This window comes from Paenibacillus sp. N119s, from assembly GCF_059447605.1.
This window is the reverse complement of the sequence record NZ_JCAJRU010000010.1, coordinates 1-25,442: the sequence shown is the minus strand read 5'-3', so window position 1 is coordinate 25,442 and position 25,442 is coordinate 1. Positions and strand designations below refer to the sequence as shown.

The window sequence follows — 25,442 nt, the reverse complement described above, 5'->3', positions numbered from 1 at the left end:
TTCATTTGTCTTCCTCCTATGCTGTTTTAATATGCTTGTTAGGCTTGGGATCTAGCTTTTTCGGTTCTTTCTTTAAGGTAAAGATTGAGATGGTTGCAAAGACAAATACGAAAACACCCATAATTACGTACGTATTTGCAAAGCCTCTAATGTCATAAGACATACCGGCGATTGGCGAGAAGATCGAAGCTCCTACCTGACTCGTAAACTGGTATCCCACCAGATACAAAATCGAGGACAGCCGCGTATCGAAATTAGCAGCCAAGTACTTAAATACGGAGATCAGCATGATTGGCAGTTCCAATGCATGAATCAATTTCATAGCTGAGATACCGTAAGGTCCTATAACTAAGCCTGAACCCATGATCCGGAACGCCATCAAGAAGCCTGCCAATATCAGACCCTTTTTCGCTCCAATTTTGTTGACAATGAAAGGCGCTAAGAACATCATGCCTGCTTCCAGGAATACTTGTAGAGAATTTAAATAACCGTAAACTTGATTGCCTAAAGCAACCGTGGAGAACGTCGATGAAAAGTAATTTGGAAACTGCTGATCATACACATTGTAAATACAGGTAACACCAAGAACATATAAAATGAAGAACCACAAATGCTTATTTGCAAACAAATAGCCGATTTGCTTAAAGTTAACAGATTCTGCTCGCTCCAGCTCAGATTCTGTCATTTCAACTTTAATTGTCATCATAATGATAAACAGAATGACAGCAGATACTGATGCAATCCAGAAGTTAATGTTAGGGTTGATATTGAAGAGCTGACCAGCGAAAAATGTTGCTGCTGCCCAACCTAGCGAGCCCCACATGCGAGATTTCCCGTATTCAAAGTCATATTTTCGGCTGATTTTCTCTACATAAGATTCGATAGCTCCGATCCCCGCTAAAAAAGCAATACCCAAGTATAACCCGCCTACAATGGCGCCGAGAAACACATTGTATTGAAGTAACGGCCCATAGATAAAGATATAGAAAGGACCAACAAATAAAAGTAAAGAGCTGATTAGAAATAAAATATGCTTCTTTAAGCCGATTTTATCAGATATATAGCCGTAAAGCGGTTGCATACATAGAGCAAAGATAGCGTTTACAGTAAAGATAACACCTGTTTCAGCACCATTCAGACTGATTTCTTGACCTAGCCAGATGGAAAACAATGAATAACTTGCTGACCAAGTAAAGAAAAAAAAGAAGAAATAGGCACTTAGTTTCCAGTACATGCTCTTTGACTTTCTCATATCGAACGCTCCTCTTAGTTGAACATTTAATGTAAATGAAAGCACTTTCGTATTTACAGACTGATTATATGTCAACCGCTTTCATGTGTCAACCGCTTGACACATTTTCGAAAGAAAAGAGCTCTCCTCTTTGATTTCAATTACTCCAATAAGGATAGCTCCACCTTATACATATGCAGAAAACTAGGGAAATGGTATTAAGCTGTACTAGCTTCAATAAGTTTCACGGGTAGATAGGTTTCTCGCGGGACATCACTGAAGCCGCCTTCAATTTCTTTAATAAGTAACTCTATGGAAGATCTCGCGATCTCCTGTATTGGTTGCTGAATTGTTGTTAATTCAGGAAGAAGATTACGGGTTGTTTCTGTTCCATCATATCCAATTACGCGGATATCTTCAGGAACCCGTTTTCCTCTTCTTCTTGCTTCAGCAATAAAAGACGCAGCCACCATGTCATTACTCGCAAACAATCCATCTACTTCAGGATGTTCATCAAGTAAGCGTTTAATCGGTTCATCGTGATTCTGTTGGTGAAAGGGATCATGTACTTCATAGGTAATTGCCTCTCGACCATATTGTTCCATCACATCTTCATATGCTTTTCTTCTTAAGTTTGCTGGTGTTTCCAATTCAACAGGGCCATTGATGTGCAAGATATGCTTACATCCCTTTCCAATAAGCAGCTTTGACGCCAGTTTTCCACCCATATAATTATCCGATCCTACAACTGGGATTGAATCGGATAGGAAACGATCGATCGCAATGACGGCAATATTCTTCTGTTCATAATTTACGATACCTCGGTTGTGAGTACCAACGATAATACCATCAACTTGATTTCGCATAAGCATATCTACATAGGACTCTTCTTTATCCAACTGATTCAAACTGTTACAAAGTAACAGCTTATAGCCTAATGACGCACAAATATTCTCTATATGAAAAGTCAGCTCTCCGAAAAATGGGTTGTTTGTAGTTGGAATGATTAATCCAATCAGATTTGTTCGTTTACTAAATAATGACCGAGCCACATCATTAGGAAAATAATTTAGCTCCTGCATCGCTTTATGAACTTGATCCTTCGTTTCTTGACTGATATAGCCCCGATTATTAAGTACGCGAGAAACCGTAGTCGGTGAAACTCCAGCTAATTGTGCAACATCATTAAGTTTTGGTTTCATTGATTCAACCCGCCTTCTCTCCATGCCATGTCTCCAATTATTCTATTATTTTAACATGGTTAAACGTGAAAAAACATGTCTCCAACCTTCGGTGCTGTATTTGCAATGACATCGTCGATCCCGCATACGAATTTCGCGGCAAGGCATAAAAAAGTCGAGCATAAGGAATGAAATTAACTCCCTGCTCAACTTCTGCCCTGCCAATCGTTACCCTTAATCTGCTATTTTTATCTCTAGAAGTTCTTAGTATTTAACTCCTCTAAAGATACTTGTGTGATCACTTCAAAACCTTTGCCTACTCCATAAGGCTTTATAACGATAGTTCCCATGTCTGGAATTTCGCCTAAACCAATCCCCTTTGGGAAACTATGAGCGATAATGACCTTATTACTCCCAGGGGACGGTTGGATTTCCAAGATTGATTTGAGGGAACTTAATATCCATTCCTGTTCTATCGGGTTTAAAACGCCGCTCAATCGATAAATTTGATACCAAAAAGGATCTACTTGAATATTTCCCCATCCGAAAGCTAAAGCAGCCGTTTCCTGGGTTCTGCAAAAAGGGCCAGCGATAATTGGAAGTTCAAGGGGAATGCGTAAGCTTCGTAGTAATTCGCCATAGGCTATAGCCTGTCTTCTACCTTTTTCGGAAAGATTCCTTTGGGTAGAACAATTCTGGAAGTTAAGGTATGGTTGATCTATTCCCTGTGTTGCTTCTGCATGCCTGGCATAGAGAATATATCCGCCTTGCCGAAGTGAATCTACCAACGAAAAGGTGGATAATACTGCCTCTTGAATAAGAAAAATTCGTTTTAATACATCGTGTTTACCCATCAAGTCTTCAGTAGGTGAAATCATTTCCGATTCTACTGCATTTTCACCGGATAATGGCATCAGGTCACTTCCCCACGTTTAGGCTCTTTTACAGATCTTTTGGCGTCTATACAGCCTATTCGAGGGGTGGCAAATAAATACGATAATGCTAAAAATCAAGAACTGCCTTGAGTATAGGAAGTCAACATTACTATCTTGAAAGCTCCGTGGATATAACAGCATACAATTACTCTTTTACCGATCCTACAACAATTCCAGTTACAAAATATTTTTGAAGCAGCGGATAAATCAGCAGCAGCGGGATGACGGCGACTACGATTTTGGCAGCATTTAGATTTTTGTTTGAAATTTCAGTCAAGTTGCTGAGTTGTGCTGAGTTGGTGCCGGATTGAAGAAGCTCCGCAATATTCACATTAAGGGATTGGATATAAGTCATTAACGGATAATTGCTGACTTGGGTCATATAGATCAGCCCACTGAAGAAATCATTCCATGTTCCCACGATACTGAATAGTGCTACCGTCGCCAACGCAGGAATGGACACAGGCACATACACTTTGAACAGGACTTGCAGCGGACTGGCTCCATCGATGAATGCTGCTTCTTCTAGGGCCTTAGGTACAGCAGAAAAGAAGTTCATGACAAGGATGACACTGAATATAGGGACAGCTCCTGGTAGAACAAGCGACCAAATTGTATTGAGCATATCGAGGTTTTTGATCAGTAGATAACTTGGGATCATCCCGCCGCTGAACAGCATGGCAAAGATCATGATATTCATATAGATGTTTCTGCCCCTAAATTCCCTTTTCGACTTGGAGAGCGGGTAGGCCATTAGAACAATAAGAATCATGTTGAGAAGAAGTGTGAGTACAACACGTAGAACAGATATGCCAAAGGAACGCCAGAACTGAGCATCATCGATAATTTTCGTATACGCTGCGGTTGTAAAATTGACCGGTATGAGACCTACAGCATTAGCTGACACGGCCTCGCTGCTGCTAAATGAAATCGCAACGATATTCCATAATGGAAGAAGGCAGATCAATGCCAGCAATATGACAATGGCATAGATGACTAACCCGCCAATTCGACCTTTTTGGCTCTTAGAATATGACACAGGGGTTGCCTCCTTAAAATATTTTACGGTCAGTGTATTTTTTGGCCAATTGGTTGGCGGACAATAGCAAAACAATACCGATCACTGACTTGAACAGGCCAACAGCCGTACCAAAGCTATACTGTCGCCCAACGAGTCCAATCCGATATACATAAGTATCCAGAATATCTCCCGACTCATAGACAACTGGATTATACAGATTATAAATTTGATCGAAGCCAGCGCTCAAAATATTGGTTAGACTCATCACTCCCATGAGCAGGATAATAGGTAGCATGCCTGGCAACGTAATATGCCATACTTTTCTCCACCAGCTGGCTCCATCCATTCCTGCTGCTTCATACAGACCCGGATCAATTGAAGTAATTGCAGCCAAATAGACGATGGAACTGTAACCAAACTCCTTCCACACGTCTGTTCCAATGATCAGCGGCTGGAACCAGGTGTTGCTGCCGAGAAAATTAATATTCTCCAGACCGAAAATAACCAAAATTTGGTTCACAATTCCATCCAAACTGAACATGTTAACAACCACAGACGCTAAAACTACCCAGGATAGAAAGTGTGGCAGATAAACGATTGTCTGTACGGTTTTTTTTACGAATCTAATGCGGATCTCATTTAACAAAATGGAAAAAATGATAGCCATCAGTGTTCCCAATAGAATCTTGGCAATGGCAATCACCAACGTATTACTAAAAACCTGTGCGATGTCCGGCAGCTTAAACATATAAATAAAGTGCTTCAGTCCTACAAATTTAGAGCCAAACATCCCCTTGGCTGGTATATAATCCTGAAACGCCGTGATGACACCGACCATCGGAACATAGCTGAATATAAGCAAAAACAAAATACCTGGAAGCATCATCAGATGATACATGGCACCCGTGCCCAATCGGCTTTTTGCATTATCATTCCCCTGTTTCATGGATGGACCCCTTTCCTAAAGCAGGGCTGCGAATGCGCAGCCCTGCTAACCGTTCATGATTGTTTATTTTTTGGATGCGACCTCGTCTTTAATTTCCTGAATTACCTGATTACCGCCTTGCTTCTTCCAATTGCTAACGAATGTATCGAAGTAATTCAGGGGTTCTGCACCTGTCACGATTTTGATGAAAGATTCTTGCTCCATCTTGGTCAGATTAGCCCAGGTCTGTTTCATGCTTGGTGTAGTTCCAGAGTAAGCAGGTGTCATCCATACAAATTTGTTTTCCCGTGTCAGTTTGTCAATCAGTCCCACTCCGTTGATGCGCGAGTGATATTTTGACCAAGCTGTTACGTTATCCGTATCCATATTGCTCAAGTAAGTTTGGATACTTTTAATATTGTTCTTTGATTCTGTTGTCCGGACCTGATCCAGACTAATCTCTCCTTTAATCCCGCGAACGATGTCAGAGTAGTCATCCAGTAACGAGGTCGCCGAGTTGACTTCAATATTAAACGGTCTGGTAGAACCGTCTACGCCGTTCTCTTGATACTTGGCAGCTTCTGGCATAGATGTTCCCACATTTTTATCATTTGCCAGTTTATCGTAGAAAAGGTTCACTATTTTAACGGCGAGTTCCGGGTGTTCGTATCCTTTTCTTACAACGATAAACTGATTAGCTGGATTGGCGTGTGCCACGTTTACCTTTCCATCCGCATCCTCCAAAGTGTAAGCCGTGAATTTCGCATTCTTATCCTTCTGCTTCACGTTACCCAGACCCCAGTCGGGAATATGCCATGGTCCAAAAGCAATACCGCATTGGCCGTTGGTGTACAGTGCAGTAATATCATCAAATGTGCGTGTTCCAAATTGCGGATCGATGATGCCTTTCTTGAACCAATCTGCCATAACGCCTAGCATCTGCTTGGTTTCCTCTGTTGTTGAGCCATAAACAATGCTGCCATCTTTACCCTTCATCCAGTACTGAGGGAATGAACCCTTTGTTGAGGCAACTCCAAGCATGGTATAGGCAGAACCATTATAGTCAGTTGTATTCAGGGTGTTCACAAAGGGTATACCTACCGGTTTCCCGGTTTGACCCGGATCTCTTTTCAAGAATTCCTCGGCCGTTTTTTCCACATCATCCAGCTTGATGGCACCATCTCCGTCTGCGTCAAGCTGGATTCCCAGTAGATCCAGCCAATCCTGACGAACCCAGACCATGGTTGGTGCCGAATCTAGGGAAGTAGCTGGAAGCGCCATTAAACGTCCATCTATCGTCGCATTGTCTAACGCTCGGCCCTCATAAGAGTCGTAAATATTCTTGATATTATCTGTGGCATACTGTTTGTAAATTTCCGTCATATCTTCAATCAGATCATTATCAACCAGCTCTTTGAGTTCATCTTTGGAATCGACACGCATCATGTCAGGCAGTTCTCCAGAGGCGATGGCGAGCGAAACCTGACGGCTGTAATCTTCTCCGTTCGCTTCAAATTGGTCTTTAATTTGAGCGTTAAACGCTTTTTTGACCAGTCGAGTATACGCATTGTTCTCATACGAATCTCCAGCCGGCAGCTTCGGGTTGGCTGTAGTCACACGACCCATCGTGACGGTTATTTCGTCTTTATAGGCACTGAATGGGTCCCCGGGTGTTACCTCATATTTGCCCGCTTCCTTCGCAGTGGGAGGGTTGGATGATGCCCCACAGGCTGCAAGGGTTGAAATCATCAGGGCAGATAACGACAGCACGGCTAGACGTCTCGTCAACAATTTGCTTTTTACGGACCAATTAGTTGTCATCTCATTCGATTCCCCTTCGTTGTGAATATTTCTCTATCATTGTTGGTTACGCTTTCATTATAAAACTCGATGAAGACAAAACGAGATAGGGATTTAACGTCTGTTTGGATAGAAAAATGTATGCGGTTTCATTTTAGACCATGAGGTCATAGTTAGCTTGTAATCATTTATCCTACCTATCGACATACATCTGTCTATCCAAACTTACTAATCAAAGTGAAGAACAAAAAACCGGCAGCTCCTATCAGAAATCTGTCGGCTTGACTGAATTATAAAAGAGTACGCTTTTTATCTCCTCTGCCGAGCTGGCGATATTCGCTTGGCAGCAGGCCTGTCAATTCGCGAAAAATTCGGCTGAAATATTTTTCATCCGTATAACCCACTCGCTCCGCAATCCAGAAAATCGTGTTATTTGTATTCAATAAATACTCTTTAGACTTCTCTATGCGTATAAAACGGGAGTACTCATTAAAGGTCTTCCCCATCAGATCCTTGAAGCATTGACTGAAATAGCTTCGGCTGATGTTCAGTTGTCGGGACAAACTTGAAGCAGTAAAGGCTTGGTCCAAATCATTTTGCATGATTATGATCGATTTTTTGACGGCGTCTACAATTTCCTGTGAATACGAAGTCTGTTCATCTGCCTTACGAATGCCCACAGAAGTCTGCTTGATCCAAGCTTCTACCTCGTACCAGGATAGAAAAGAATGGCTCATTGAGATTCTACCCAGCTTAGTCTGGGCAAAAAGGTGATTCCATTCCATAACGATCGAGTATAGCAATCCTATCAGCTGGCTTTTATGCAGTCTTAGTGATTTGAACTGTTCAATCAGTTGGTTGTAGTAACTGTCATTATGGGGCCATGGTGATAGAAACCAACTTTGCTTAATTCGATCCATATCTTCATCCTGCGGTTCAATTGGAAGTGAGTCATCCACATTCATCGAAACGGCAATGACAGGATCATCAGGGTCGTATGCATAGAATAAGGAAGTTTCTGTATAATTCATAATCCAGTTTTGGATTTGCGACCACGTTCGCTCTTGTACATCGGATATAATCAGCAAGGCGCTTTGGTGGACTTGGTTCAGGGATTCCTTCAGTCTATGGAACAGCTGATCCTCTACGTCCATGGGTGCCGCCCACATCCAACTGTTCCGTTCAATCTCCCATCGGAGCTCTTCTCCATTGGATGTCGGTTCAATCGGCCAGTTCTGTCCTAACTTGCGATCCAGTGAAACAAGGGCATACACATGGCGATAATGGACATTGGTCTCGCTCAGCAGCGGCTGCTTTCGTTTTCTATTCGCCAGCTCGTCAATTCGGGTATGTATTCGATGCAGCACATGTTCGAATTGCTCCTTCTCAAGCTGTACCTTGGCTATATAGTCAATGGCTCCCAGCCTGAGCGCTTCCTGGATATAATCGAAATCTTGATGCAGTGTTAATACGACAATATGAAGCTCTGGATAGAGTTGCCTTACAGCTCGCATCAGTTCAATACCTGACATCACCGGCATCGCGAGATCCGTCAACATCAGATCGACTGGTTGAAATTTTAGAAAATCCAATGCTTTCAACCCGTTACTTGCTTCTCCTACAACTTCCATATTGAACTCATTCCACGGCATCGCAGAGCTTATACCTTTTCGTACCAATTTGTCGTCATCCACAATCAATACTTTAATCATCCCCGAACATCTTCTCCTTTGATAGGAAGTATGAGCAGAATACTTGTCCCTGTACCCAATTCACTTTCGATCACCAGTTGTGCTTGATCTCCATACTGTGCCCTCAACATGCGGTGAACATAATTGAGTCCGATGCCCATCCCTACTTTTTTATGTTCTGCTATACGATTGTTCAAGAGTCTTTGAATCGCTTCCTCGGTCATGCCGGCTCCATTATCCTGTATCAGAATATTCAGCGTTTTGGTGAGTGTAACTTCAATTTGAATAAAACCTTCGTCACTCAGTCCATGATAGAGAGAATTTTCAACCAACGGTTGCAGAATAAAACGAGGCACAGGTATTTGAAGCACATGGTCATCCGCTGAAATACGCACGTCAAATTCAAAATCATATCGAATTTGCTGCAGGACTAGATACTGTCTTAGCGCATCAATTTCCTCTTCCATCGTCGATACTTGCCCTAATTTACCCAAATTGTAATACAACAGCTTGTTTAAAGATTGTACCAACTTGTCAATCTCTCCTTGTCCATTCATGACGGCCAGCCAGTGTACGGTATCTAGCGTATTCATCAGAAAGTGAGGATTGATCTGATACAACAATTTTTCTACTTCCAAATCTGCACGGATCTTCTCTTTCTGCTGTACTTCCTTGAACAGGTCACCGATTTGATGCTGCATATTTGAGAATTCGCCCAGTAGAAAATCGAACTCGGGAATATGAGTGCGGGTCTGGCTGCCTGTCTCTTGTGGATTCTGAGACATTCCGTTAATTTCCGAATGGAACAGACCGAGTGGCTTGTATACCATCTTCCACAGAAGCCAAGCAAGAAATACAGTAAAGCCAAGAAAAAATAAAGCGACCAGTACTATTTGAAGCAACCACTGGTTTTTCTCCTGTTGATACTTAGCCTGCGAAATTACCGATATGACGCTCCAATTCTGAGCGGAGTCCTCCTTAAACCAATGATAGTCACGGGATATTCCATCTTTTGCAGCACTTTTTGATAAGCTGAAGAAATTCTCCCCCACTTTCATCGTTTCCGGAATTTCACTGTAAACAATTTGCCCCTCACCATTCAGGATCAAATGCGATAAAGCTCCTTGGTATTGGTTGTAACCCAGTATATCCTGCGTAAGGCGAAAGCCGGATTCTACGTAAACATATACATCGTCCCTTTGAGGCAGTTGCACCTTTCGCATAGCAGATAAAACGAGCTGATCATTAAATCGGTTCATACTGATATGGGGACCATAGTACGCGATTCCATAAGATTTGAAAAGTACAGGCAAAGACTCAGGGGCAAAACGATCTTTGATGGGAAAGTTTGCGAACTGTGTAGCGCCTTCTTTCTGGAAATAATATAGGGTCAAGCCTATATTCGGATTAGTAAACGTTACAACATTTAACTCATTCTTTAATTCATCTCTAGCCTCAATCAATTCAATTATATTGGAGGAAGGTTTCAAGACTTCATCCAGTTTTTTGCCTAAAGTACCGCTATATGATAATTGCTGAGTAACGTGATTCAGATTGGTAATTGAATTTTCCAGTGATGAAGTTACCTGTTGTAGATTGCTCCTAATTCCATCATTGATTTTATTCGCAAAAATAGAGTCAATGGTATAATAAGAAATTGCAAATATACTGATAAAGGGAATAAACGCGCTAAGAAAAAACAATAGAAAGATTCTTTTTTTTAGTGTCATCCGACCCATTCTCCTAAGGACTCTCCCATCTCGGCGTGTCCAATTCTGTTCATAATTATAGATTGATATTCCAATATGTCAAACGCTTACATGGAATTTACGGCAATCGAAGCAAGTTCTATTTTCGACTTGATACAACTTGTAGCGATAAAAAAAGCCGCTAAATTAGCGACTTTTAAAGGAGCCATATGCCTACACATTGGATCACCCTAAATGTATGCAATTATTGCATATAGCGTCCGCCATCCATGACAATGGTTTGTCCAGTGAGATAACCAATTTGCGGATTGGCCAGCTGGAGCACAAGCTCCGCTACCTCGGATTTTTTACCCAAGCGACCCAGCGGCGTATTCCCAATTATCCCTTCCATCACAGCGTCATTTAACGAATCTGTCATTTCCGAAGCAATCGGGCCTGGCGCGATCACATTCACACTAATATTGTATTTTGCCAGCTCGCGGGCTGAGGATTTAGTTAATCCAATCAATCCAGCCTTGGAAGCGCCGTAATGAGGGCCGAAGCTTCCTCCTGTTAAAGCCGCAACAGAGGAAATATTAATAATTCTGCCTTCTTCGCTTTTTTTAAGCAGCGGAATAGCATATTTGGTACACAAAAATGCTCCGGTAAGGTTAATCGTTAAGGTATGATTCCATTCTTCTAGCGTCAGCTGTTCAATGGGTTGGGGAACTCCAATCCCTGCATTGTTAACTAAAATGTCCAGTTTCCCATAATACTTTTCAATCTCCTCAAAAGCCCGAAGAATGCTGGACTCGTCTCTCAGGTCAAGCCGTACCAATAACCCGTTTCGATTGTTTTTTTTGATGGTATCCAACAGATGAGTTGCTTGCTGCTTATTACTATGATACGTAATCACTACATCCATATCGGACTCAGATAACTTTTGAATGATTTCCTCACCGATACCTCTAGAGCTGCCTGTAACTAATGCCACTCTGTTATTTTGCAACATGTTCACCCTTTCAAGCAGGTTTGGTTTAAGGCGTATACATTCCACCGTTCACGTCCAGAACTGCTCCTGTAATATATTGATTTGCTTCTGAACCCAGAAAATAAACAGCCTCGGCTACCTCTTCCGGCGTCCCCAAACGAAGTAATGGTATACCGCTCAGCACCTCGTGATTAATCTTCTCTTCACGATTTTGCCATCTATGAAGGATGCGATCGGTTCCGATAATTCCAGGGCATACTGTATTCACCAGAATTCCATGCTCGGCAAATTCATTGGACAAATGCCGGGAAACAGCAATGACAGCCGCTTTGGACGCCGAATAATCCGCACCTACATTTTTTAGCGTTTTACGGGCAGATATTGAAGATATATTCACAATTTTTCCACTCTGATTTCTGTTCATTACGGGAAAGCAAGCTTGTGTCAGCTGAAGAACAGGCTTTAAGTTAAAAACAAAAGATGAGTTAAAGCTTTCCCATGAAATATCATGAAAAGGCGTCCGTTTCTCTTGAGAACCGCCTACATTATTGACTAAGGTCAGATGCGTTTCTGTGTCGGGTACATAATCAGCAAGCTGATCCTTCAACTCTTTTTGGTCATGCAGAAGATCCACACACCATGTTGTTATCGAAGCAGCTTTTTCTGTGGAAACCTCTGCTTTTAATTGCTCTAAAGCGTTAAGATCCCTATCAACTGCTATACATGTATATCCTTCTGCGACATATTTATCGAGCGTAGCTTTCCCGATCCCTCTGGCTGCACCGCTAATTATGCATATTTTTTTCGCCATGGTAATGATCTAGCCCCTTAATCCCTTGATGCCAATCGCTCGAACCGGTGAAGCTTCTACATCGGAAATTTTGATAGGCAGGGCTACGAATAAAGTGTCAGAGTTGAGCTGATCTAAATTAAATAAATACTCGCATAGAACCGCGCCCCATGAAACTATATTTTTATGCACTACAAAGTTTTTCTCAGCGGGTTTCTCAGTTTGAAAATCCAGCCCTATGAAAACAGGATTTAAGGAGGCAATATAAGCCGCAGCCTCTGCACTGAGCCAAGGGGAGCGATCCCAAAAGCCTTCCTTTCCCCATTCTCTATCATCGTAGCCTGTATGGAATAACAGAATTTCGCCTTCTTCTATAGCGAGAGGAGCCATTCTATGCTTGAGGAGATCTGCTGAAATTTCGGTTTGATCTGGAATATCGGTCAGGTCAATCAAAACGGGATACCCGACAAAGTGTTGTAGAGGAACCTGGTCGATTGTTTTTCCATCACGAAACACATGGTCGGAAGACTCTACATGAGTGCCATTATGTGCGAACAAAGATACAATGGTAAAGCGTCGTTTCCAGTCTGCGGCCGTCATCGTTTCCGGAGCTACTTCATCAAACGTAAACTCTGGAAACCAGTCCGCACTATATTTAGGCATCCCTTTGGAAAAAGCAATAGATAAATCAATCAACTCAAGTTTTTTAGATGTTTGAATACTCATATTTCCCCTCCTAAATTACACCTTTTGAAATAAAAAGATGTTCTGTAATAAAGCCGTCGTGAGGAACCATATCGTGAGTAGTCCATGTCGGTGCATTATTGATTACTAATTTTTTAATCGTCGGTTCGGTAATAGCCCAATGGATCAAATCCTGATCCTCCGTTAGCAGGCTTAGTGCCAAGGTGGATTTCAGAGTTTGGTGGACCTCATCTGGTTCAGGTGTGTATACCCAGCTACAGGCAAAGGGCAGCTCCATATATCGAATATGATCGGGTAGATGATTAATATGGACCAATAAGGGAGAAAGTGCGGCTGTACCGTCTCCATAGTCTATAATCCATTCTTCATCCTTCACATTTTTCCAAAGGATGTCGGTGGAATGAAATATTTGATGAACATAGTCTCTAATCGCATAGGCTTTATCTGACGTAAATACGGGAAGATCACTTGTATAATCTAGCAAACCATTCGAGCCATACCCGTTTAGCTGCTGCGCGATTTCATCCAGCTCATGAAGATGAGCTTTATTTACGACAACCCCGCTTGCATTGGTACACTTCATTCCTCCACCATCTACGATGGAGCGAACAATCACATCCCTCGCTTGATCATGTGCAATTAGGTCGTGATTGCTTGCTTCAAAGTGCCAGTATACTTTTGAATAGCCCGGTCCTCGGGTAATCACTTTTGGATTGCCTTTGTATTGCTCGACTGTATTACGATCTCCAAATACGAGTGCAAGATCGCCTGCGTCTACAATGGCTTGGACAATAGAATGATCTCCAGGAACTAGAGCAATCATAAAGGGAGATATCCCGGCAGCTAATAGGCAACGGATCAGGCGGTAAGGTGTAAAAGGGTCCTTCGCGCTGGGCCGCAATAAAATTTTATAACCTGCTGCCAGCGCTTCAATCCAGGCTTTGTGCACGGCTGGATTATTACCAGGCGCGATAACAGATAAAATTTGGCCTTTCGGTACCCAATAGGCTGTTTTATTTTTCCGTAGAGCATTTTCCGTATATATAGGAGCCAAATTTGGAGCACTTCCGGTAATATACTGTTCTGCTGTAGCCAAGGCATGACTTAATTCTTTTACCGAGGATTCTATCGCCTTCAGCGGAACGCCTGATATCAAATGCACATGACGTACATAATCTTGTGGACTCTCTCCATCCAGCGTAGCTGAACCAAATAAATCGGCAGCTTTTTTGAAAGCTTTATGGATATCAGCCAACGCTTGCTTCGGAGTTGCTTTTAGCTCATGAGCGACTCTTGATATGAGGATGGACGGGAGCTCATCTATTTCACCTAGAGATAAACCTTGCAGAGATGTTAAATCTCTTCTATGCTTCGACTCGTATCTCGCTCCAGACCATATAAATGGAATATGCATAGGTTAATAAACCCCTTCGAAGATTTTCTCTTTCACATTTTCCATCGGCCTCACATCGGCTACGCCATCCCATGTATAACTACCTACAGGAGCAACGCGCAGGGCCTGATCCCGCTCGAGGCGTGAAGGGATAAATAACTCAGGAGAGAATAATGTCAACTTGACTTGTCCATAGGTGTTATATGGTGTTAATACTCTGTGATTCTCTTTATCCACTAATTGAACAATAGAAAAGGGATGTAATGTTTGAAAAACGCAGGCTTTAGGATCGTCTTTGAATTTTTGGCGCTGAGGTGCGATCCCCATTAACGTATTTCCGTACAACCCGATGAAGCGGGCTTCTGGAAAAATGAAAGTTTCCAGCGCATCCAGTGTGCCTTCATCAATAGAGGTGCCTGCCCAAATAATAACTTTAATTTTCTTCTGTATTAAGGAGGACAGCTTTTCATTGTTACTCATCGCCTCCAGGAGCGCCGGAGTTGCAAATAAAACTTCTATATTTTGCGTTTCCAGCACCGTAGAAACCTGTTCCAAAAGATGTTGTATGTAGGCTTTAACAACATCGAATTCTCCATTTTTGGAGCACTTTTTTACCCAGCGCGGATCAAAATCAATATAGTAGCACAGCTTGGAAAGGTAGGTTGCCATCCGTCCAATCGAACGGCCTACGATATGGGGTCCCGTAGGGCCTACATGCAGCCAGTGCCCTGTGCAATTTTCGAATACAGATTGATCATTCAGTTCTTGAAATACCCATTCAAGAGCTTTCTTTCTGGAAAGCATGTCGACGATCTTTTGAGGAGAGCCTGTCGTTCCCCCACTTTCAAACACTTCAAAGCTCCAATCCAGTGTATGCATCCCTTTAGGAATCAATTTTTCCACGGGAATCCTTTTCATCTCTTCCGTATAGTCGGGAAACTCATCCAGATCCTGCAATGTTTGAATGTCATGCAGCGGGTTGAAAGGCAAGGAGGTGCGCTTTTCCAGCCAAAAGGGGGAGCCTGTCTCTTCTGAAAAATGCCACTTTAAGGTCGCTTGGATAACATCATGAATTGAAGGCGGAGCCGATTTATTATATTTATAGATGTCCAACATGCAAACTTCCCCCTTTAGTTTCATTCGTAATTTCAATATTCCCGATAAACGGAGTCATTTTCGTTCTTGTTTCCTTCCATTCATTTTCAGGATTTGAATGTTCAACAATCCCGCCTCCGGCAAAAACGTGTAACTTTCCATTTTCCAGATAGGCAGTTCGTATCGTTAGCGCAAAATTGGAATCGTCATTGGCTCTGCAATAACCAAAACCGCCTGCAAAAAACTCCCGTTTGAATGCTTCCACCTCGGACAGCACAGGCTCTACTTCCAAACGCGGAACCCCCCATATCGTAGCAGGCGGATAAATGCTGCCGAGTACATCAAATGTAGAAACTTCTTTTTTTAAGGAAGCATACATATGAGTTTTCAAATGGAAGGCATACGGAGTTTTGAGAATATGTTTATCCTCACTGATGACTACATCCTTGTTGACCGCCAATTCCTTCAGATCGTTAACCATGAGACTGACAGCATATTGATGCTCCTTATTCTCTTTACTGTCATGAAGCAATTCAGCTATAATTTCCTCCTCTGTTTTGTGCCAGTATGCAATTTTGCGTGTACCTGCAAGCGGTTTACTAATCGCCTTCTGTCCCTTTTTAATAAGCAGCACCTCAGGCGATACACCAAACCACTCTTTTTCATCATTCCACTTAAAAAAGTAACTGTATTCCTGATAATTTTTTTGATTGATTTTCGAGAATAAGGGGATTATACTTTTCATTTCTTCTAATTGAATGACTGCCTTTCTGGTCACTACCACCTTGGCAAATTCCTTGTTACCCAGCTGTTCTAAAATCTGATTCAGGTTATCCATATAGGTATCTTGATCGGGTATATAAGAAATCGTCCCTTTGTATTCTTCCTGAATTGCCTTCTCTAAATAGCTAATGGTTTCTGAGGTAGGCAAGATTACGTCATTAGACCAGCTAAGGACATCAAATTGATTTTCCGTTCCTTGAATAAGGATTTTGGGGAGGGTAAACACGGCAACTTCCTGCAATTCATCATGAATGGTTTCGCACATCCAGCCACCTAAAAATGACATATCCGCAAACTCTTCTGGGATTTGCATCTGAACTGTCTTCATCATTTCTGAAAGTTTATTAAAAATATCCTTATAAGGCATATGCGTTACATTCACATATTCATTGATTTCAGAGAGCATTTTATTTTGAATATAAATATTCGTTTTTAACAGCGTTTTACTTGCGGAGACTTTGATAGATACATAATTACCCAAACCTAAAATGATATGAGGTTTTCCTGACTCGGTTTGAGAGATAAAGACCGTTTTAAATTCTTCTGCGAACTCCGGATACAAAGACGAGAGCGCCTGCATCCAATATAAAGAGTTATTCACATTTAAATCCTCGATCACGATATTTCTTTTGGCTGTCAAATATTCTACACCAGGAATCGGAAAAATTTTTTTGATGTCCACAACCATTTTCCACTACCTCCTTGAGATTTTATATTTATAGTGACCGTTTAATGGAAGAGATGTTTTTCATATCTTTATTTTTTCTAAAGGTTTACCCTCCAAGTGGAAAAGTTGAATGCTTTTAAGAATAGCCTGCTCTACCTGGTCTTCACTTTGTCCGTCGAACATAAATCGACCGCTGATATGGTAGTAAGAACCGCTTCCATCCATGATATCTCCAGCATTAGGAATAACTTCTGAAAAGATTTCCGGAATTTGCTCCTTGAGGCTTGTTACATGGATGACTTCTAGCGGAGTATTCTGTGGCTCAGGTATTTGTAGAAAACCACCATGTATATTTAAATCCGCTTCAGGAACTCCCGTAAATGTGCCCAACAGGATTTTGACCGTTTCTTCACCGAGATGGATACCGAAGCGATCAAGTAAAAAGAATGGAATTTCCGCCCCGCCAAAACGTGCGCCAATTTCCAAAAACACCAATTCTTTTTCTTGTTTATGAATCAGCTCCATATGAAAGGAACCCTCACTTAATTCCAGGGCTTTTAACGAACAGTCTGTAAAATCAACAATACGCTGCCGAAGGTTCTTATCTTTAGTAATCAGAATGGAACCACACGGCTTTCCTTTGGAAAAATCCAGGCAGCTACCTACATAGCGCGACACAGATATAAACTCGATTTTCCCTTTATTCACAATGCCGTCGATATGAAAAATGGTACCCTCAATGAATTCTTCAGCCTCATAATCAGCCAAGGAAATGGTGGTTAGAAATTCTTCCAGCTCTGCTTCGGTATGCACTAATTTGACCCCTATGCTGGCTGCTGAAACTTTAGGTTTTAGGATAAGCGGATAATTCACTTTTTTAGCGAAAGCAAGGACTTCATCGGAGGTTGTAAAATCAATAAAATAAGGGGTACGTATAGAGTGTTCCTTCAATCTCTTCTTCATTTCAACCTTATTCCGGTACAACTGAACCTGTTGCTCATCTACACCCGGAATAGCGTACTTTGTTCTTAAAAATGCGGCAACGTCCATATCAAATTCGGATAAGCTAATGAGGTGATCAATTGGGCCATAGGTACTGACCACTTCAAACATAGCTTGATCCAGTTCATCTTGCTGCTCCAGACGTTCAAATCGAACTATTTTAGCTGCTTGTTCTTTATAAGCGGCAATATCTTTATATCCATTTTCATTCACAAAGTAGATGACATCGTTTTGTGAATGATCAATAACTGTGTTGTAGTTCATATAATTACCAAAGATTAAACCTCCAAAACGATGAATCACGACAATGACCTGTCTATCCTTCAATTCTCTCACTCCCATTTCAGTTCATTGAATAGTTAGCCTTCCAGAGCAATTGATTTAATAGATGCATTTCCTCTCTGGAATAAAAACAACAGCACCACTGCTTGTACCACGACTCCTAGAATTTGAGATATCCAAATACCATGCACATACAGGTTGTTAAAAGAAGGGAGTGTGAATGCCCCTAAAAGAGTAACGGCAGTCCCTATTAATGTCACATAAAACATCGTTCGACTTTGACCTGAGCCTAAAAACACACCTCCGATACTTACTGCAAGCGAAAGAGGCAACAAATAGAGACTCATGTAATAAAGATAGATCATCCCCTCCTGAATGACTTCTTCACTATTCGTAAAGATTCGAAGTAAAAATGGAGCCAATACTAATAATAGTATGCCGGCTAATAATCCAACGGTTCCGCCTAGCCAAAGTACCTTCTTACCGATTTTATGAAAACTTTTGCCTTCTCCTGCACCCAATTGGTAAGAGATTTGAATACTCGCTGCTTGTCGAACCGCGTAGAAAAACATCGTTATAAATACAATGATTTTCGTCCCGATTCCATAGGCCGCCATGCTATAGACTCCAAAGGTTCCAATCAAGCCGATGAGAATCATGTTGCTCCCCATACGAGCTATAAAGTCACCTGACATGGGAAGACCGATATTAAGAATATCTTTTACATTTTTCCGTGTTTTTGCACCATATTCGACCTGTTTTAATGTCTTGATAATACCGGATCGGTAGAATGTGTATAAAGCAATCATCAAAGTGATTGTTCGCCCTAACACAGTAGCTAAAGCTGCTCCTTGTACACCTAATTGGGGAAATCCCAGCCAACCGTATATAAAAAGCGGATCCAGCACGAGAATTAGCAAATTAGACAATAACGCCATTTGCATCGGAAACTTTGTATTGCTATAACCTTTGAATATAGAATCCACCATATTTTGCGCATAGAAAATGATGATTCCCGGAAATGAAATTGCCAAAAATGCTGTAGTTAAAATCAGCGTGTCTTTTTCTTCAGAGCTAGTGAAGAGACTCGCAATTTCAGCTCTGAATACATACCCCAATCCACCAACCAGCAGACTTATTACCGCCCACAAAATCCAGCTATCTCTGACTGCACTTTTGATAGAGGATAGATCTTTATTTCCCAAGTAGCGTGAAATCAGAACCGTAGTTCCTGCACTGGCAATGAGTATAATGGCAAGAAGTACATTTTCCAGACTGGTTGCGACCGTCACGGCTGCGACTGATGCACTACCCAACTGTGCGACCCAAAAAATATCAATAATTCCCGCTATAACCCCGGCTAACAGCTCAAAGTAAATGGGATAAGCCAGCAAACCTAGGCTCTTCCGTTTTTTAGAAAGTTCCACTTACTCCACCTCTACTGTCTTACCGCTTTGTTGCGATAAAATAATATTCCCTAACTCTCTTACTGTAAGCGACTTGTGAAAATCCTCCAGTTTAATTCGGACCTGAAAGTTTTGTTCAATCTGAACAAGGAGACGGAGGGAATTGAAGCTATCCCAATTTTCAAGAGTATCCAGTCGAGTATTTTCTTGAACTTCCGTATCCGTATTTAATACATCTGTCACCAGTTCCTGAAGTTGCCGATCAAAATCAGACATTGTGCATTTCTCCTTTCTCACTGCGAACTTGTATCCAGGCTGGCTGTAGCGAACCTGAAATCGGCAAATTTATTCTGTACTGAGTATGTTCATCTTCTTGGCGGATCATATGGAAGCCAGCATTTGTATAGAAATCAGATACGATATGATTTTTAGAGGTATGACGATACTCCGCTTCAATGTATTGAATGCGGCAACGCGTGGCTTCATCTACTATATACTGAAGAACCGCGTATTCAATTTTACGTGAGAATACACGACAGCTCATCATAAAATTCTGGATCACCCAATGATTCGGCTGCTTGTTAATCCAGACTCCCCCAATAATTCCTTCCTGTCCGAAACGGTCCTTGCAAGTAAAACCAAGCAAGCTTACCAGTCCTTCTTTTTGATTTTGTAGATTGTAGGCTTCGGTATATTGATTTTTGGTCATGTTAAACTGGTTCGTCCGCAGATTCAGCTGCATCAAACGCGGCATAGAATACTCATCAGCCTCAAATATATTTACGCAAATCTCCAGCTGCTTTAAGTATTCTTCCGGAGAAGAAAAGGATTTGGAAAACGCTTTTCTTTCAACCTGCGTACGATACATTTCTGTGCGATTTTGATCGGTTTCCGTTGTCTGCAATACATTAAAGTAACCTGTCTCCAATAGGCTGTTTAGATATAAGGCAGGTTCCGTACCTATATCAATAACTGTTACTTCAGGTATCGTTGAAGCGACCAGTTGCCGCTCAAACGGGCTATCATCTATAAAGACAAGAGAATCTAAACCGATATTCAGTTGATTGGCAAGGTAGCGAATATTTTCGTTTTTGGGTTCCCAATTGACCTGCATGATTGAAAAATCCGTCTGTCGAAGTAACATCTCAGGATGCTTCTCTAATGCCTCCTCCACAATGGAAAATTCATTTTTGCTGCATACTGCAAGAATAACTCCCTGCTGCTTTAATCTTTTAGCAATCCGTTGCAGGTTTACAAAGCAATTGCCAGGATACAGGCTTCCAAGCTGTATATTTGCAGGACCATCGTCTCCAATAACACCTCCCCATAATGTGTTATCCAAATCTAGCACCAGACACTTTTTCGAGAGGCCCAGGTAGGCACGGCTCAAACTGGCAACTTCTTGAGCAACGAGTAAAAACACATCGTTATGCCAAGCGATACTGGCATAATAGTGCATACGCTCATCTCTTAATAATCCGGGGTGGTTCATTAATAGCATTTCAAGGTCCAGCACATAAGCCGAAGGAAGCAGCTCCGAGAATTCAAGTAATCGGCCGTTTAGCTCTCTCCACAAACGTCCCCATAAAGCCTTATGCTTAAAGGAAATAATACTACTTAAATCAATTGAATTAATCGGAATTGTATTTAAAACAAACGTGCTGGGCTGCCAAGTATTGTATTGGTCCAGCATTTTGTATAGCATATCAAGCTGTTCCCTACCGTGTGAACGAATATAGTCAAAATTCAATGTATCCCAATCCTGTGGAAGCAAAAATTGCTCATCCAGCAGGCAGAGAATCATTTGAGGCTTAAAATTTGCTAATCTTGAGTGTGGATTGGATAATTCGAATGCAATCTGGTTATATTCAGCGAGATAAAATTCGGGTGAGATTTCCTGTATGAGTAGAAGAGTACGTAGAGAGGATATGATAGGTTGAGCTATAAAGTTGCTGACGATTGCAATTTTTAAAGTTTTGAGCTTTCTGGGCTGAATCCCGATCATAGCAGGACTCACCTTTTCCAAAGCGTGGCCTACTACATCAAGCTCTTCATAGGTCTTTAATTGTCGCAATGCTGGAAGAATATCGGTATTGCTTGTATCATCTGCCCGGCTCAAGCGACGAATTTTCCTGGCAAGCTCATGGATTTCCATAGTCTCCTCCTGCTCAGTTATTTTCTTCAAGATAATGCGTTAAAAAACTCAGCACCTCACTAGCTATAGGTCCATATGTTCTTCGAGCGTCACCTCTGCGTGGGGAAAAAATATGACCTAATTGATCGAATACAGTGAAGCTCACATTAGAACGATCCTTCAGTGCATTTTTGAGCAAATACGCTTCCCGAATAGGAGTCGCATTATCATCGCTTGCCTGTATAATACATATTGGTCCAGTAAATTGTGTAATACGCTTATAGGCAGGTTCATTGCTTATCCATTCCTGCCAAAATTGGGATGGTGCTTCTTCATTCCCTAATTGCAAATCCCTTGCTAAATTTTTATCGTAATGTAATTTTAAAATAGAAGCGATCTGTTCATATGAAGCAGATTCCAAGGTCTGTAACTCTTCCTCCAGATGGTCCCACCATCCCCATCGTGGTAAATCGAGTTCCCGTAATGCCTCTACTTTCACCGTACCGTCCTTTTCAACTAGTTGTTGCTCCCACAACCATTGCAGCTTGCGCTCTACATCCATATAGTAACGTCGATAAAGATAATTTTCGCCGATGGTAGACATAAGGACTAACCCTTTTAAGATAGGGGCTTTCTCAGATGCTGCAATAGCTACTTCAGTACCTAAAGAAATTCCAAGCAACCATATGGCTTCAGCTTGTACTCCATCGGTGTTTCTTACAAGATCAACGGCTGCACATGCATCTTCAACTAGTCCTGAAAACGTACGGCGCTGATAATCCACGGCTGAATCATTGGACGCAGGTACAAAACGGCTGTTATATCGAAGTACGGACATTCCCTTATCTGCGATGGCATCGCGTAGTTGTAAAAACATCCGAACAGGCTGATCATCCACACTCATATCCGCAGGATGGCTTCCATCCATGTCCCATGCTCCCCAAGGGTGTAACAAAATGACACACGGGACTTCCTGTTCAGTACAAGCAGGCCATGCCAATCGACCTTCCAGCACACCATCTTGACTATGAATTTGTATCATATCTTCTTTCACTATATTCCTCCAAAAACAGACTTTATTTCAAGCTAAATTAGACCTGGAATAAGCTGCAAACCCAGTGCATTCCGTTTCCAATCCCAATCAGTGCCACATAGTCGTTTCTGTTCAGCTCGCCGGATTCTATATATTGTTTAAAATCAAAAAGTTGATCGGTGACTCCCATATGACCATATTGGGTCGCCAATTTAGCATTGGTTCGGTCTATATCTACTTCAAAAATTTCAGCAATCTCCTGCATAGATTTAACATTATCGTGGAGATAAATGATTCGACGGATTTCAGTTAATTGAATTCCCTCTTGCTCGCACGCCTGCTCTGTAACCAGACGAATGCGCTTGTTTAGCAATTCAATAAATTCCATCAATTTTACAGGATCAGCGTCAAAAAAATCCTGCACTTTTGCCAGCGGTGAAAAGGAATGAATGTGCTGCAAATTAACAGGATTAAATGGCTCTGTACTCCCGCCCCAATCATACCGGAAAAGAGGAGCATATGTACCATCACTCCATATTTTCGTGCTGACCCAGCGGCAATGTGGATGTTCTCTTTGGACAACAGCAGCGGAAGCACCGTCGGAGTGAAAACAAGAATTGTATGTGACACGATTGCGGTATTCTTCGCTATTACGATTGGAGGTAACCACTAAGCCATATTGATAGTCGGGGTGAATAGCAAACTTGCCAGCTGCTGTGTCAAAGGCCATGAGCCCGCCACTACAGGCTTGGTTAAATAAAATGGCTTCCGAGGAATGTGCACCAAGACGATGTTGAAGCTCACAGGCAGGGTCCCAATAGAGATACTCGGGAATTTCGCTAATGGCCAGTATAATAAAATCAAGTTCTTCCGCTGTGATCCCCGCATGGTTCAGAGCTTCAATGCGTCAGGAGGATCTAGCCAGAGATGTTGTAACCAGAGGTTACATTAGTCAAATTGAGAAAGGAAATGCGATGCCCTCTTTTGAGATCATCAGCAAGCTTGCGGAGCGATTAAATTGCTCTATTACTTTTCTGTTAGAAGAAGAGGTTCCGGAAACCGTTTCCCTTCCTCCCTCCATTCCTGCTCAATTAGTAAGGGCGGAACAGTATCTTGAAAACAATTTGTTAAATGAGTTTCTAAACATAATAAAGAGTATAGAAATCACAGAGGAAGAAGCGGATCTAAAAGCCAAGCAACAATTACTGTATGCAAGGTATTACTGGTTATCTAACGATATGGAAAAAGCCCATGAATATATTGAAGATGTCATTCAGCATGCTCCTCCTTTTGATTACGATATTAGAGCCAAATCATATAATTTGCAGGGTCAAATTTTGTATCGCACCAATCAGCTAACAGAGGCTTTAAAAAGCTTCAACAATGCTTTGCTGCTGACCAAGCAATTTACAGTCGACAAACTGCTTTATGTTGATGTTCTTCTCAACCTTGGCATCTTTCACTGCCATTTGGATGAGATTACTTCTGCGCTAACTCATTTATTGGAGGCTCAGCAGATTAATCTACAAAACAGTGCATTTTATAAGGCTGGCGAAATTTCAATGACCATGGGCGTATGCTATAAAAAAACGGGGAATTGGGAGGAAGCGAAGCTGCAGTACGAGCAATCCCTCCTGTTTTTTGAACAAACCAACAATAAGAAGTTGAAAGCGGGTTCACTCTTAAATTTGGGTATTCTGTATAAAAAGATCAAGAATTATGATGAATCTTTAGTCTATATCGAGAAATCTATTGAGTCATACTCCTTGTTATCCGATGAAGAAGGACTGATCAATTCCAAATTGGAGCTTGCTGAGCTCTATATTGACATTCAAAACATTAAAGAAGCAGAAAAAATCTGTAATGATTTTTTGCATGTAAATATGAATCTGGATTTAAAAGCCCAGCTCAATATTTTAATAGGACGAATCAACTCCTGTAATGGAAATCTAGCGCAAGCTCTGGATCACTTCTTCTTAGCTCGCACCATATATCAACAAAAGCAAGCTCACAAAAAAATAAGCGAATTGTATGTCCTTATAGCTGAAGCTTACTATCACCAAAAAGATTTTGAGACCGCTTCGTATTACTACAGGCAAGTCCTTCCTACTCAATAATAAAAAACCTCAGGGCTCCTTTTTTTAGATGGATAGGTCCCTGAGGTTTATTCATTTATACATAGTCCAGACCAAATCAGATTGAGCATGCGCTACCTCTCTACTGAAGTGTGTATTTACCAAAACGCATATCGTCAATCTCTTGATTGTCTCAGACAATATAGTGTTGCTATTCGAGCTGTGGGGTTCATCTCCTAAGTATAGGAGAATACGATCACAGTTATTGTGCCGAGCAAAGCAATTTGAGAGAGCGACGAAATAAGAACGAATCGTTGTTATGTCAGGAAAATATTGTGCAGGCAAGGGCCATCGGACGAGCCGTTGCCCTTGCCTGCACAGTGAAATCATTTTTAGAAAACTGAAAACTGGTCTAGAACATAAAGTCGATGGAATCTGGCGAGAAGCCTTCTGGCTGCTCGTCCGAGTTCACCTGAATATCGCTTAATAGCAAATCCGGATTGGCTCCAACCTGTGACAGGATCGCTATCAAATCTCCGGTTAATCGTTCAATCGCATCGGCGCCAAACAGCTTCGTGCAATATTCAAAGGAACCCTTGATCTGCCCGTCTTCA

At 41.7% G+C, this 25,442-nt stretch carries 21 protein-coding genes and 1 pseudogene; 1 reads left to right on the top strand and 21 read right to left on the bottom strand.

Annotation, left to right across the window (positions count from 1 at the left end):
- Positions 1 to 16: 16 nt before the first annotated feature.
- The 20 genes from AC5V8P_RS02715 to AC5V8P_RS02620 form a co-directional block, all read right to left on the bottom strand.
- Complete coding sequence (locus AC5V8P_RS02715; RefSeq protein WP_063212004.1) at positions 17 to 1,252, bottom strand: MFS transporter; 1,236 nt, start codon at positions 1,250 to 1,252, stop codon at positions 17 to 19.
- Between the two features lie 197 nt (positions 1,253 to 1,449).
- Positions 1,450 to 2,433 carry a LacI family DNA-binding transcriptional regulator gene (locus AC5V8P_RS02710; protein ID WP_064797171.1) on the bottom strand — a complete coding sequence of 328 codons (984 nt, stop codon included), beginning with the start codon at positions 2,431 to 2,433 and terminating at the stop codon, positions 1,450 to 1,452.
- Positions 2,434 to 2,666: 233 nt separating this feature from the next.
- Entirely contained in the window at positions 2,667 to 3,326 is a 660-nt protein-coding gene (locus AC5V8P_RS02705; protein WP_231116884.1) for a histidine phosphatase family protein, read from the bottom strand.
- A 166-nt stretch (positions 3,327 to 3,492) separates the two neighbouring features.
- Complete coding sequence (locus AC5V8P_RS02700; protein ID WP_064797172.1) at positions 3,493 to 4,386, bottom strand: carbohydrate ABC transporter permease; 894 nt, start codon at positions 4,384 to 4,386, stop codon at positions 3,493 to 3,495.
- 13 nt (positions 4,387 to 4,399) lie between these two features.
- Complete coding sequence (locus AC5V8P_RS02695; protein ID WP_064797173.1) at positions 4,400 to 5,314, bottom strand: ABC transporter permease; 915 nt, start codon at positions 5,312 to 5,314, stop codon at positions 4,400 to 4,402.
- A 63-nt stretch (positions 5,315 to 5,377) separates the two neighbouring features.
- Positions 5,378 to 7,114: a type 2 periplasmic-binding domain-containing protein gene (locus AC5V8P_RS02690; RefSeq protein WP_064797174.1), complete on the bottom strand. Its 1,737-nt coding sequence runs from the start codon at positions 7,112 to 7,114 to the stop codon at positions 5,378 to 5,380.
- 269 nt (positions 7,115 to 7,383) lie between these two features.
- The gene (locus AC5V8P_RS02685; RefSeq protein WP_064797175.1) at positions 7,384 to 8,805 is read right to left on the bottom strand and encodes a response regulator transcription factor; all 1,422 of its coding nucleotides are present in this window, start codon (positions 8,803 to 8,805) and stop codon (positions 7,384 to 7,386) included.
- Positions 8,802 to 10,514: a sensor histidine kinase gene (locus AC5V8P_RS02680; RefSeq protein ID WP_064797176.1), complete on the bottom strand. Its 1,713-nt coding sequence runs from the start codon at positions 10,512 to 10,514 to the stop codon at positions 8,802 to 8,804. Before AC5V8P_RS02680 ends, AC5V8P_RS02685 begins: the two co-directional genes overlap by 4 nt.
- Before the next feature lie 223 nt (positions 10,515 to 10,737).
- Positions 10,738 to 11,484, bottom strand: coding sequence for a 3-oxoacyl-ACP reductase family protein (locus tag AC5V8P_RS02675; RefSeq protein WP_064797177.1), 747 nt, complete (start codon positions 11,482 to 11,484; stop codon positions 10,738 to 10,740).
- 25 nt (positions 11,485 to 11,509) lie between these two features.
- Complete coding sequence (locus AC5V8P_RS02670) at positions 11,510 to 12,274, bottom strand: SDR family NAD(P)-dependent oxidoreductase (protein ID WP_063212012.1); 765 nt, start codon at positions 12,272 to 12,274, stop codon at positions 11,510 to 11,512.
- A gap of 9 nt (positions 12,275 to 12,283) precedes the next feature.
- A complete protein-coding gene (locus tag AC5V8P_RS02665) occupies positions 12,284 to 12,979 on the bottom strand; it encodes a cyclase family protein (RefSeq protein ID WP_063212013.1) in 696 nt (231 codons plus the stop codon).
- A 10-nt stretch (positions 12,980 to 12,989) separates the two neighbouring features.
- On the bottom strand, positions 12,990 to 14,372 hold the full coding sequence (locus AC5V8P_RS02660; RefSeq protein WP_064797178.1) for an aldehyde dehydrogenase family protein: 1,383 nt from the start codon (positions 14,370 to 14,372) through the stop codon (positions 12,990 to 12,992).
- A 3-nt stretch (positions 14,373 to 14,375) separates the two neighbouring features.
- The gene (locus AC5V8P_RS02655; RefSeq protein WP_064797179.1) at positions 14,376 to 15,467 is read right to left on the bottom strand and encodes a hypothetical protein; all 1,092 of its coding nucleotides are present in this window, start codon (positions 15,465 to 15,467) and stop codon (positions 14,376 to 14,378) included.
- A complete protein-coding gene (locus AC5V8P_RS02650; RefSeq protein ID WP_064797180.1) occupies positions 15,451 to 16,917 on the bottom strand; it encodes a chorismate-binding protein in 1,467 nt (488 codons plus the stop codon). Before AC5V8P_RS02650 ends, AC5V8P_RS02655 begins: the two co-directional genes overlap by 17 nt.
- Before the next feature lie 60 nt (positions 16,918 to 16,977).
- Complete coding sequence (locus AC5V8P_RS02645; protein ID WP_064797181.1) at positions 16,978 to 18,225, bottom strand: ATP-grasp domain-containing protein; 1,248 nt, start codon at positions 18,223 to 18,225, stop codon at positions 16,978 to 16,980.
- A gap of 32 nt (positions 18,226 to 18,257) precedes the next feature.
- Positions 18,258 to 19,607, bottom strand: a complete 1,350-nt coding sequence (locus AC5V8P_RS02640; RefSeq protein ID WP_064797182.1) for an MATE family efflux transporter — start codon at positions 19,605 to 19,607, stop codon at positions 18,258 to 18,260.
- Positions 19,608 to 19,862 (bottom strand): acyl carrier protein, encoded by a 255-nt coding sequence (locus AC5V8P_RS02635; RefSeq protein ID WP_063212019.1) that lies wholly within the window; start codon positions 19,860 to 19,862, stop codon positions 19,608 to 19,610.
- Positions 19,855 to 21,741, bottom strand: coding sequence for an HAD-IIIC family phosphatase (locus tag AC5V8P_RS02630; RefSeq protein ID WP_064797183.1), 1,887 nt, complete (start codon positions 21,739 to 21,741; stop codon positions 19,855 to 19,857). Before AC5V8P_RS02630 ends, AC5V8P_RS02635 begins: the two co-directional genes overlap by 8 nt.
- Positions 21,742 to 21,754: 13 nt before the next feature.
- Positions 21,755 to 22,774, bottom strand: coding sequence for an alpha/beta hydrolase (locus AC5V8P_RS02625; protein ID WP_064797184.1), 1,020 nt, complete (start codon positions 22,772 to 22,774; stop codon positions 21,755 to 21,757).
- 37 nt (positions 22,775 to 22,811) lie between these two features.
- Positions 22,812 to 23,516, bottom strand: a complete 705-nt coding sequence (locus AC5V8P_RS02620; protein WP_269203264.1) for a 3-oxoacyl-[acyl-carrier-protein] synthase III C-terminal domain-containing protein — start codon at positions 23,514 to 23,516, stop codon at positions 22,812 to 22,814.
- 139 nt (positions 23,517 to 23,655) lie between these two features.
- Between AC5V8P_RS02620 and AC5V8P_RS02615 the strand changes: the two genes are divergently transcribed.
- Positions 23,656 to 24,870, top strand: coding sequence for a helix-turn-helix domain-containing protein (locus tag AC5V8P_RS02615; RefSeq protein WP_196771874.1), 1,215 nt, complete (start codon positions 23,656 to 23,658; stop codon positions 24,868 to 24,870).
- Between the two features lie 370 nt (positions 24,871 to 25,240).
- On the opposite strand, the pseudogene AC5V8P_RS02610 reads toward AC5V8P_RS02615, so the two are convergent.
- Positions 25,241 to 25,442, bottom strand: a pseudogene (locus AC5V8P_RS02610) (condensation domain-containing protein); the annotation flags it as partial.